At 65.3% G+C, this 9779-nt stretch carries 9 protein-coding genes; 4 read left to right on the forward strand and 5 right to left on the reverse strand.

All coding sequences use genetic code 11. The annotated features are described in order from the left end of the window. Positions 1-28: 28 nt before the first annotated feature. The 4 genes from ESZ60_RS08675 to ESZ60_RS08690 form a co-directional block, all read right to left on the reverse strand. Positions 29-1522 carry an NAD(P)-dependent oxidoreductase gene (locus ESZ60_RS08675; protein ID WP_134680182.1) on the reverse strand — a complete coding sequence of 498 codons (1494 nt, stop codon included), beginning with the start codon at positions 1520-1522 and terminating at the stop codon, positions 29-31. A 152-nt stretch (positions 1523-1674) separates the two neighbouring features. Next, on the reverse strand, positions 1675-2478 hold the full coding sequence (locus ESZ60_RS08680; RefSeq protein WP_134680183.1) for an undecaprenyl-diphosphate phosphatase: 804 nt from the start codon (positions 2476-2478) through the stop codon (positions 1675-1677). Beyond that, the gene (locus tag ESZ60_RS08685; protein ID WP_134680184.1) at positions 2478-3470 is read right to left on the reverse strand and encodes a complex I NDUFA9 subunit family protein; all 993 of its coding nucleotides are present in this window, start codon (positions 3468-3470) and stop codon (positions 2478-2480) included. Before ESZ60_RS08685 ends, ESZ60_RS08680 begins: the two co-directional genes overlap by 1 nt. 94 nt (positions 3471-3564) lie before the next feature. After that, complete coding sequence (locus ESZ60_RS08690) at positions 3565-4740, reverse strand: pyridoxal-phosphate-dependent aminotransferase family protein (protein WP_134680185.1); 1176 nt, start codon at positions 4738-4740, stop codon at positions 3565-3567. A 161-nt stretch (positions 4741-4901) separates the two neighbouring features. On the opposite strand from ESZ60_RS08690, the gene ESZ60_RS08695 reads away from it, so the two are divergent. From ESZ60_RS08695 to dinB, 3 genes are read left to right on the forward strand one after another with little or no spacing between them, the layout of a single operon-like run. Beyond that, the gene (locus ESZ60_RS08695) at positions 4902-6641 is read left to right on the forward strand and encodes an ABC transporter ATP-binding protein (protein WP_134680186.1); all 1740 of its coding nucleotides are present in this window, start codon (positions 4902-4904) and stop codon (positions 6639-6641) included. Continuing rightward, complete coding sequence (gene ygfZ, locus ESZ60_RS08700; protein ID WP_134680280.1) at positions 6641-7357, forward strand: CAF17-like 4Fe-4S cluster assembly/insertion protein YgfZ; 717 nt, start codon at positions 6641-6643, stop codon at positions 7355-7357. The genes ESZ60_RS08695 and ygfZ overlap by 1 nt, the downstream gene beginning before the upstream one ends. Beyond that, entirely contained in the window at positions 7354-8442 is a 1089-nt protein-coding gene (gene dinB, locus ESZ60_RS08705) for a DNA polymerase IV (RefSeq protein ID WP_245155633.1), read from the forward strand. Before ygfZ ends, dinB begins: the two co-directional genes overlap by 4 nt. Here the strand turns inward: dinB and ESZ60_RS08710 are convergent. Beyond that, positions 8433-9392, reverse strand: coding sequence for a DUF533 domain-containing protein (locus ESZ60_RS08710; protein ID WP_134680187.1), 960 nt, complete (start codon positions 9390-9392; stop codon positions 8433-8435). The genes dinB and ESZ60_RS08710 overlap by 10 nt on opposite strands. A 230-nt stretch (positions 9393-9622) precedes the next feature. On the opposite strand from ESZ60_RS08710, the gene ESZ60_RS08715 reads away from it, so the two are divergent. Next, the coding region (locus ESZ60_RS08715; protein ID WP_245155636.1) for a GTP-binding protein at positions 9623-9779 on the forward strand (157 nt) is incomplete at its 3' end.

Here is a 9779-nt window from a genome sequence, read left to right on the forward strand (position 1 = left end):
ATCGGCATGTGCACCATGGTCACGTCTCCTATTCGGCCGCGACGCGGGCTGCGCCCGACAGGTAGCCGACGATGCTGTCGGCGGCCTCGCGGCCGTCGCGGATCGCCCAGACCACGAGGCTTGCGCCGCGCACGATGTCGCCGACGGCGAAGACGCCGGGCAGGCTGGTCTGATGGGTCTGGAAATCGGCTTTGATCGTACCCCAGCGGGTCACGTCGAGGCCCTCCACGCCCCAAAGCTTCGGCAGTTCTTCCGGCTCGAAGCCAAGCGCCTTGATGACCAGATCGGCGGGCTCGTCGTAATCGGCACCTTCGATGAGTTCCGGCGATTGGCGACCCGAGACATCGGGCTGGCCAAGGCGCATCTTCTGGACGCGGACGGCGCTGATGGTGGGCACGTCGCCGACCTCGTCCATGTCGCGCTCCTGCGCTTCCATGGCCTCGCCGGTGACATGGCCGCTGAACGAGCCGGGGGCGGAGAGCCACACGAATTCAACGCCTTCTTCCTCGGCATTCTGCACTTCGCGCTGCGAACCCGGCATGTTCGCACGGTCGCGGCGATAAAGGCATTTCACCGATTGCGCGCCTTGGCGGATCGCGGTGCGGACGCAGTCCATCGCGGTGTCGCCGCCGCCGATGACGACGACGCGCTTGCCCTTGGCGTTCAGCTCGCCATCCTCGTAATCGGGGATCTCGTCGCCCAGGTCGATCCGGTTCGAGGCGGTCAGGTAGTCCAGCGCCCGCACCACGCCCTTGGCATCGGCATTGTCGATGTCGAGATCGCGGGTCTTGTAGACCCCGGTCGCGATCAGCACCGCGTCATGCTTGCCGCGGATCGCGTCGAAGCTGATATCCTCGCCGACATTGGCGTTCAGGACGAACTCGACCCCGCCATCGGCCAGAAGTTGGTTGCGGCGTTCGACGACATGCTTCTCCAGCTTGAAGCCGGGGATGCCGTAGATCATCAGGCCGCCCGCGCGGTCGTGACGGTCATAGACCGTGACCTGGTAGCCCATGCGGCGCAGCCGGTCGGCCGCGGCGAGGCCACCCGGACCCGCACCGATGATCCCGATGGATTCGGGGCGCTCGACGAGCGGGACGATGGGCTGAACCCAACCTTCTTCCCAAGCGGTGTCGGTGATGTATTTCTCGATCGCGCCGATGGTGACGGTACCATGGCCCGATTGCTCGATGACGCAATTGCCTTCGCAAAGCCGGTCCTGCGGGCAGATGCGGCCGCAGATCTCGGGGAAGGTGTTGGTCTCCTGGCTGCGCAGATAGGCTTCCTGGGTCCGGCCCTCGGCGGTCAGGCGCAGCCAGTCGGGGATGTTGTTGTGCAGCGGGCAATGCGACTGGCAATAGGGAACGCCGCATTGGCTGCAACGGCTCGCCTGTTCCTTGGCCTTGGCTTCGGCGAATTCACGATAGATCTCGTGGAAATCCTCCGAGCGGGATGCCGCGTCACGTTTCTCGGGCATCTCGCGACCGATGGTGACGAATTTGAGCATCTTTTGCGTGGCCATGGCTGCGCATCCCCCCGGAGAACTGATTGGTCAATGCGTGATAAATCAGGGCGAAGGTGATTAAAAGTCAGCAAAGCTGACCTATTTTGCGATTTCTGCCGCCAAACCGTCAATTTTCATTCTGGCAAGCCCGGAAAATAGGTCAGCAAGACTTACCAACCTATCGTCAGGGCTGCCAAAGCAACTGCGCCAAGGATGATTCTCCACCAGGCAAAGACCGCATAGCCATGCTGAGAGACGTAGTTCAGCAGCACCTTGACAACGACGAGCGCCGAGAGAAACGCGCAAATGAACCCGATGACGATATTCCCAGCCGAAGCTGCATCGAGAATGTCGCGATTCTTGTAGAGATCATAGACAAAAGCGCCCAGCATCGTGGGCATGGACAGGAAGAAGCTGAACTCGGCGGCAGAGCGCTTGTCCGCGCCCAAGAGCAAGGCACCCGTGATGGTCGCGCCGGATCGCGAGACGCCGGGGATCATGGCGAGGCATTGGATCAGCCCGATCCCGAAGGCGCGGCCCAACGGAATGTCTTCGGCTGCATGATAGCGGGGATTCTTCGCCATCCGATCGACGAACAGCAAGACGACGCCGCCAAGGATCAGCATCGAGGCAATCAGGATCGGCGTCTCGAACAGGACTTCCTTGATGAGGCGATGTGCCAGCACGCCGATCACCGCGGCCGGAAGAAAGGCCAGCAGCACTGACATAATGAAGCGTCGGGATCTAGGATCATGCGGTGCGGTGGAAAAGATCCGCCACAGCCGCGTCGCATAGACGCCGAGAATGGCCAGGATCGCACCGAACTGGATCAACACCTCGAAAGCCCGACCCGGAGAGTCGAAGCCCAGGAAATGCCCCGCAAGCAGGACATGACCAGTGGACGAGACGGGGATGAACTCGGTCAGCCCTTCCAGCAGACCGAGAAGGGCGGCAACGATCGTGTTATGTTCCATCAGCTCCGGCGCAGGTTCTTCGCGGTTGCGGTCATCGCTTCATACTGACCCGAGGGACGGAAGCGCCACAGGTATTCATTGATGACCGAAGGAGCCGAGATCGGCTCGATCCCCAGATCAGCGAAGGTCCTGGCACCCTCTGCGACCTTGTTCGGCCGCTTGAGCATACGCAGCTGATCGCGGGTCAGGATGCGGTTCGTCAGGAGCCCGCCGGTGATCCATTGCAGGCCATCCAGCACTGAGGCGAGAATCTTCGCGAAAAGCGAAGGCATGCCGATCACCAGCTTGCGGCGGTCGATCGCGGTCAGGACCTGACCGGCCAGTTCGCGCATGGTCACGACATCCGGCCCACCCAGTTCATAAATCCCGGGCTGGGCCTCGCCCGTGGCGCCCTTGGCGGCGGCGGTGGCGACGTCCAGCACATGGACGGGCTGCATCTCGGCATTGGCGCCGGGCAGCGCCATCACCGGTCCGAAACGCGACATCGAGGCGATGCGATTGTAGAAATTGTCGTCCGAGCCAAAGACCACCGAGGGGCGCAGGATCACCGCATCGGGTCGCGCGGCAAGCACCTCGGCCTCGCCCCGTGCTTTCGAGGCGGCGTAATGGCTGTCCGAATCCTTGTCCGCCCCCAGTGCAGAGACATGAACGAAATGCGCCACGCCCATCTGTGCCGACATGCGGGCTAGTCGGCCGGCGGCCTCTTCATGGACGGATTTGAAGCTGTTCTTGCCCTCTTCGACGAGGATGCCCACGCAATTCACCACGGCATCGGCATCGGCCATGCAGGCCGCGACCGAGCGGTCGTCACGGACATTGCAGGGCACCGGCTCGATCTGGCCCGGCGCGCCATAGGTGCGCACGATCCCCGCCTCGTTCGGGCGGCGGACGGCGACGCGGACGCGCCAGCCCTGCGCTGCCAGGACCTTCGCAACCTGACGGCCGACGAATCCGGACCCACCGTAGATGGTGACAAGCTTTGCTGCGGACATGGCTTTCGCTCCTTCGTGGCGTGCTTCCCGCTCATTACCCAAGCCAGCCGACAGCGGCAAGCCGTGGGTACGCTTTGCGCGGGCTCCTTGGCGATCAGGTGGCGCTTTGGGCGATCAGACGTGCCGCGGCCTCGATCCCGCCGGGACCGTGGGCAATCCCAAGCGCATCCATTCCGGCCTCGATCACCGCGAGCGTACCCAGAAGCTGGTGCGCGCTCACATGACCCATATGGGCGATGCGCAAACCGGCCTCGGGGTCCGCCGCGCCCAGACCGATCCCCAGCGTCAGGCCAGCTTTTTCCTGGGTCCAGATTCGCAGCGCCGTGGCATTCGGAATCGTGACGGCGGTGACCGAGCGCGCCCGCCCCGCAGCAGAGCCGATGACCGGCGAAATGCCCGAGCCGCCCGCGCCCCAGGTCTCGATCGCGGCCCAGGTCGCGCGGGCCAGCGCCTCGTGTCGCGCCCAGGCGGCGGGCAGGGTCTCTTCCTCCAGAAGCAGGCTCAGTGCCTCGTTCATGCCATAGATATGCTGGACCGGAGGCGTGCCGCCCCAATATTGCCACAGAGCCTCGGCCTCGGCGCGGGGCGTCCAGTCCCAATAGGGAGTCGCAAGATCGGTGCGGCCGCGTTGTTTCAGCCGGTCAGAGAACCAGACCAGTGCCACGCCCGGCGGCACCATCAGCCCCTTCTGGCTGGCCGAGACCAGCAGATCGAGCCCCCATTCATCGAAATGCATCGGCTCGCATCCCAGCGAAGCAATGGCATCGACCGCGAAATAAGCCGGATGATCGCCCATCGCCTTGCGCAGCGCCGGAATATCGGCGCGGGCCGAGCTTGCGGTATCGACCTGACAGACCAGCACGGCCTTGATGCGGCCCTCGCGGTCATCTGCCAGCCGGGCTGCCAGCCGCTCCGGATCGGGCGGCTCGAGGCCGAAATCCAACTCTTCGACCTCGATCCCGAGGCCCCTCGCGGTCTGCGCCCAGCCGCGCCCGAAATGGCCCGAGGTCAGCACCAGCGCCAGATCGCCCCGGTTGAACAGGTTGACATTGGCAGCCTCCCACCCGGCATGGCCATTGCCGATATAGGGCGCGAGATGGGCCTCTGTGCCTACCAGCCGCTTGAGTCGCGCGACCATCTGGCGGTTTTCCTGGGCAAGTTCGGCCCCATAGATATCGGGGGAGGGACGATGCATCGCGCGCAGCACGCGATCGGGAACGGGCGAGGGGCCGGGAATGGCGATGACCGGACGCCCAAGGGCAAAGCTCATGACGTGACGCCTTTCAGACTGACGCGCCATCGGTAGGCCCGGGCCCGAGCGAGGTCAACGGCCCCCGACGTGTTGCTGCGACAGCTGCCCGCGTCAACGGCCCCCACTTGCCCCGAAAGGCCGTGCGGCTTATCCCTTGGCCAGTTTCACGCGGGGCCCCGATGGCGGATAAAATACAGAAAACAGCCAATCTGTTCTCGCGGATGTGGCGCGACTACCTGCATCCCTATTGGGCACGGATCGGGCTCGCGATGTTCTTCCTGATCCTCGAAGGCTCGACGCTGGGGCTGCTCAGCTGGATGCTGAAGCCGCTTTTCGACCGTGTCTTCGTCGGCGGCGAGAGCGACGCGATCTGGTGGGTCGGAGGCGCGATCTTTGGCCTGTTCCTGCTGCGCGCCGCGACCTTCGTGATCAATCGCAGCCTGATGACCTCGGTCTCGCTGGCGGTCTCGACCCGGATGCAGACCGACATGCTGCGCCACATCATGTCGCTCGATGGCAGCTTCTTCCAGAAGAACCCGCCCGGTGCGATGATCGAGCGCGTGCAGGGCGATTCCATCGCTGTGCAGGGGGTCTGGTCCACCTTCATCTCGGGGGCGGGGCGGGATCTGGTCTCGCTGGTCTCGCTGTTCGGCGTGGCGATTGCGGTCGACCCGGAATGGACGCTGGCGGCGCTGATCGGCGCGCCGCTTCTGATCCTGCCAATGGTGCTGGTGCAGCGCTACATCCGGCGCAAGATGCGGCAGAACCGGCAGAATGCGAGCCAGCGCGCGACGCGGCTGGACGAGGTGCTGCATGGCATCAACGCGGTCAAGCTGAACCGGATGGAGGATTACCAGGCCGGGCGCTTCGCCCAGATCGTGGACCGCATCCGGATGGGCCAGATCAAGATGTCGGCAATCGGCGCGACCGTCCCGGCGCTGGTCGACATCGTCACCGGCGTGGGCTTCATGGGCGTCCTCTGGCTCGGCGGCGCCGAGGTCATGTCGGGCGAGCGCACGGTCGGCGATTTCATGTCCTTCTTCACCGCCATGGCGCTGGCCTTCCAACCGCTGCGGCGCTTGGGCAGCCTCGCCGGCACCTGGCAGACGGCGGCGGCGAGCCTCGAGCGGATCTACGAGATCCTCGACATGCGGCCCTCGATCGTGTCGGGGCCGCGCCGCGACATGCCGGCGGACACCACGATCCGCCTGCAGGACGTGCGTCTGTCCTATGACAATCACGCCGTGCTGAACGGGCTGAGCTTCACCGCCGAGGCCGGCCAGACCACCGCCCTGGTCGGGCCCTCGGGGGCGGGGAAATCGACCGTCTTCAACCTGCTGACGCGGATGGTCGATCCGGCCTCGGGCAGCATCACCCTGGGCGGCGTGCCGCTGGCCGAGTTCGACCTCGCGGCGCTGCGCGACCAGTTCTCGACCGTGAGCCAGGATGCCGCGCTGTTCGACGAGACCCTGCGCGAGAACATCCTTCTCGGCCATCCCGAGGACGAGGAGCGCCTGCGCGCCGCGATCGAGGCCGCCCATGTCGCCGATTTCGTCGATCCGCTGCCGCACGGGCTCGACACGCCCGCCGGGCCGCGCGGCTCGGCTCTGTCGGGCGGGCAGCGCCAGCGCGTCGCCATCGCCCGCGCCATCCTGCGCAATGCGCCGATCCTGCTTCTGGACGAGGCGACGAGCGCGCTCGACGCGCAGAGCGAGCGGCTGGTGCAGCAGGCGCTGGACGGGCTCTCGGTCGGGCGCACCACGCTTGTCATCGCGCACCGGCTCTCGACCATCCGGCAGGCCGACAAGATCGTCGTCCTCGAGGCGGGACGGGTTGTCGAAGAGGGCAGCCATGACCAATTGATGGCCAAGGGCGGCGCCTATGCGGCGCTGGTCAAATTGCAATTCGGAGAAGAATGATGCGGCGGATTCTGGCGATTTCGGGTCCGGATCGAGTGCAGTTCCTGCAGGGTCTGGTGACGAACAAGGTCGGCGACGTGCCGGTCTGGGCGGCGCTGCTGACGCCGCAGGGCAAGTATCTTTCGGACTTCCTGATCGTTCCCGAGCATGAACGACTGCTGATCGATGTTGATGAGCGGCTGGCCGGCGATCTGGCGAAGCGGCTGATGATGTACAAGCTGCGCTCGGCGGTCAGCGTCGAGCCGACCGATCTGACTGTTTCACGTGGCGTAGGCGACATGCCCGACGCGGCCATTGCCGATCCCCGGCATGAGGCCCTTGGCTGGCGGCTTTACGGTGGACAGGCCGAAGATGGCGCGGATTTCGACGCCATCCGGGTCGAGCATTGCATCCCCGAAAGCCTTGTCGAACTGATCCCGAACGAGACCTTCATCCTCGAGGCCGGGTTCGAGCGGTTGCATGGCGTCGATTTCCGCAAGGGCTGCTATGTCGGGCAGGAGGTCACCGCCCGGATGAAGCACAAGACGGAGCTGCGCAAAGGGCTGGTGACCATCGGGATCGAGGGCGAGGCCCCCGTGGGCACGCCTATCCTGATGGCCGACGGTCGCGAGGCCGGGACGCTTTTCACCCAATCCGGCGGGCGCGCCATCGCCCATATGCGCTTCGACCGCATGGGCGAAGGTTTGAGCGCGGGGGATGCCCGCATCAACGCGTGAGCGAGGGCGACGCGCGCATCCGCCGCATCGTCCATGTCGACATGGACGCGTTCTTCGCCTCGGTCGAGCAGCGCGACAATCCCGACCTGCGCGGCAAGCCCGTCGCGGTCGGCGGCATCCAGAGGGGAGTCGTCGCGGCGGCCAGCTACGAGGCGCGGCGTTTTGGCGTGCGCTCGGCCATGCCCTCGATGCGGGCCAAGCGGCTATGTCCCGACCTGATCTTCGTCAAGCCCCGCTTCGAGGTCTATACTGCCGTCAGCCGCCAGATCCGCGAGATCTTCGCCGCTTACACGCCTCTGATCGAGCCGCTGTCGCTCGATGAGGCCTATCTCGACCTGACCGATTACCTCGAGGGTCGCACCGCCACCCGCATCGCGCAGGAGATCCGCGCCCGCATCCGCGCGGCGACCGGGCTGACAGCCTCGGCCGGGGTCAGCTACAACAAGTTTCTGGCAAAGCTGGCCTCCGACCAGAGAAAGCCCGACGGGCTGTTCGTGATCCCGCCCGAGGCCGGGGCGGAATTCGTGCAATCCCTGCCCATCGGCCGCTTCCACGGCGTAGGGCCCGCGACCGCCGCCCGGATGGAGGCGCATGGCATCCTGACCGGGGCCGATCTCGCGCGGCAAAGCCTCGAATTCCTGACCGCGCGCTTCGGCAAGTCGGGGGCCTATTACTGGAATATGGCGCGCGGCATCGACACGCGCGAGGTGCGGCCCGACCGCATCCGCAAGTCGATCGGGGCCGAGAACACCTTCTTCGATGATCTGCGAGATATCGACGCGGCCCATGCCGAGCTTGCGCCCTTGGCTGACAAGGTCTGGCGTCACGCCGAACGGGCGCAGAAGGCCGGGAGGACGGTTACACTCAAGGTCAAATATGGCGATTTCCGCCAGATTACGCGGGCGAAATCCCTGCCGCGCCCGGTTGCAAGCTGCGCGGAAATGCTGGAGATCGCCCGAGAACTGCTGGACCCGGTCTTTGCGGACCGGCATGGGGTGCGGCTCTTGGGGATCACCCTCTCGGCGCTCGAGGCGGCGGGGGCGGGCGATGCCCCACGCCAGCTTGGTCTTTTTGATCAGGCGTAAAGATTGGTCGCGCCGACCTTTTCATGGATGCCGTTGACCGTGGCCTTGTCGAGGCCAAGGGCGGTCGCGAAAGTATGCAGGTATTCCGCTTCGCTGCGGCTGTCGAAGTCAATGGCGAGCAGCGACATCATATAGACCTGCGGCCCAAGACCCTGCGGTACCTCTTTGGCGAGAGCCGCCGCATCGACAGGGGCGTCCATCTGCGCCTTGATGAAGGCGCGCTCCTCGTCGTCGAGCTCGCCGAATTCCTTCGTCAGCCGGGCTTGCTCGGCCTCGTCGATCTTGCCGTCGGATTTTGCGGCCTGGATCATCGCTTTGAGGATCAGCCCTGCGACCGCATTCTGTTCGGGTGTCGGCTTGATCGAGGGTTCGCCGCCATTGACCAGCGCATCGTTTAGGACTTCGCCGAAACTCGCGTCGCTGCTGGGTTGCGCATCTTTCTGTGCCAGCCCGCCTCCGGGACCGGCATTGGCCTGCGATCCGCCCAGAAGCTCGCCCAGAATGCCGCCAAGGCCCCCAGCCGCCGCGCCGCCGCCCAGGATCTGTCCGAGGCTTCCGCCCAGGCCGCCGCCGCCGCTGCCGGCGGTCGTGTTCGTAGCGCCGCGTCCGGCGGTCAGCTGGTCGAGAATGCCGCCCAGCCCGCCGCTGGCGCGCCCGGTGGGGGAATGCGTGCCGCCATAGGGCGATCCGCTACCCATGCCAGATCCGCGACCGCCAAGGACCTGGCCGAGGATCTCTCCCAGCCCGCCGGAACCCGCTCCGGGCTGACGGCCCGCGCCGCCGGTCCTGCCAAGGATTTCGTCCAATATGCTTCCCGAGGGCGCATTGCGCGCCTGGGTGGAACCGCCGGGCGCGGCGCTGCCGCCTTGGGCGCCTTTCATCATGGTACCGATACCCTTTGCCAGCATGATACCGGCCGCAACGCGGGCAAGTGACTTCATCAGGCTCATCTCGTCCTCCGACGTGAAAAGGCACCCGCCTCCCTGACGGGTCACCGACAGAGCCTCAAGCATTCTCGGCCGGGCTTGGTTCCAAGCGAATTCCGGCGGCCACGCCTTGCGGCGAATTCGCTGGCACTGCCCGGCTGCCCTTGATTTTTCTCCAGCGCAAATATAAGTCGCGGCGGATGTTTCACGGTGGGGGCTGTCGCGCGGGTGGCCCTCTCGCATAGGAGGCCATGATGGCAAAGGCAAAGTTTGAACGTAACAAGCCGCACGTCAACATCGGGACCATTGGTCACGTTGACCACGGCAAAACGACGCTGACGGCTGCGATCACCAAGTATTTTGGTGACTTCAAGGCCTATGACCAGATCGACGGCGCCCCGGAAGAGCGCG

It is taken from the genome of Paracoccus ravus (assembly GCF_004522175.1).
Taxonomy (GTDB): Bacteria; Pseudomonadota; Alphaproteobacteria; order Rhodobacterales; family Rhodobacteraceae; genus Paracoccus; species Paracoccus ravus.

Excerpts from the sequence above, each read along its gene's own strand:
- ESZ60_RS08685 (WP_134680184.1), bottom strand. The coding sequence starts at position 3,470 with ATGTCCGCAGCAAAGCTTGTCACCATCTACGGTGGGTCCGGATTCGTC.
- ygfZ (WP_134680280.1), top strand. The coding sequence starts at position 6,641 with ATGCGGCGGATTCTGGCGATTTCGGGTCCGGATCGAGTGCAGTTCCTG.
- ESZ60_RS08695 (WP_134680186.1), top strand. The coding sequence starts at position 4,902 with ATGGCGGATAAAATACAGAAAACAGCCAATCTGTTCTCGCGGATGTGG.
- ESZ60_RS08690 (WP_134680185.1), bottom strand. The coding sequence starts at position 4,740 with ATGAGCTTTGCCCTTGGGCGTCCGGTCATCGCCATTCCCGGCCCCTCG.
- ESZ60_RS08680 (WP_134680183.1), bottom strand. The coding sequence starts at position 2,478 with ATGGAACATAACACGATCGTTGCCGCCCTTCTCGGTCTGCTGGAAGGG.
- ESZ60_RS08675 (WP_134680182.1), bottom strand. The coding sequence starts at position 1,522 with ATGGCCACGCAAAAGATGCTCAAATTCGTCACCATCGGTCGCGAGATG.
- ESZ60_RS08710 (WP_134680187.1), bottom strand. The coding sequence starts at position 9,392 with ATGAGCCTGATGAAGTCACTTGCCCGCGTTGCGGCCGGTATCATGCTG.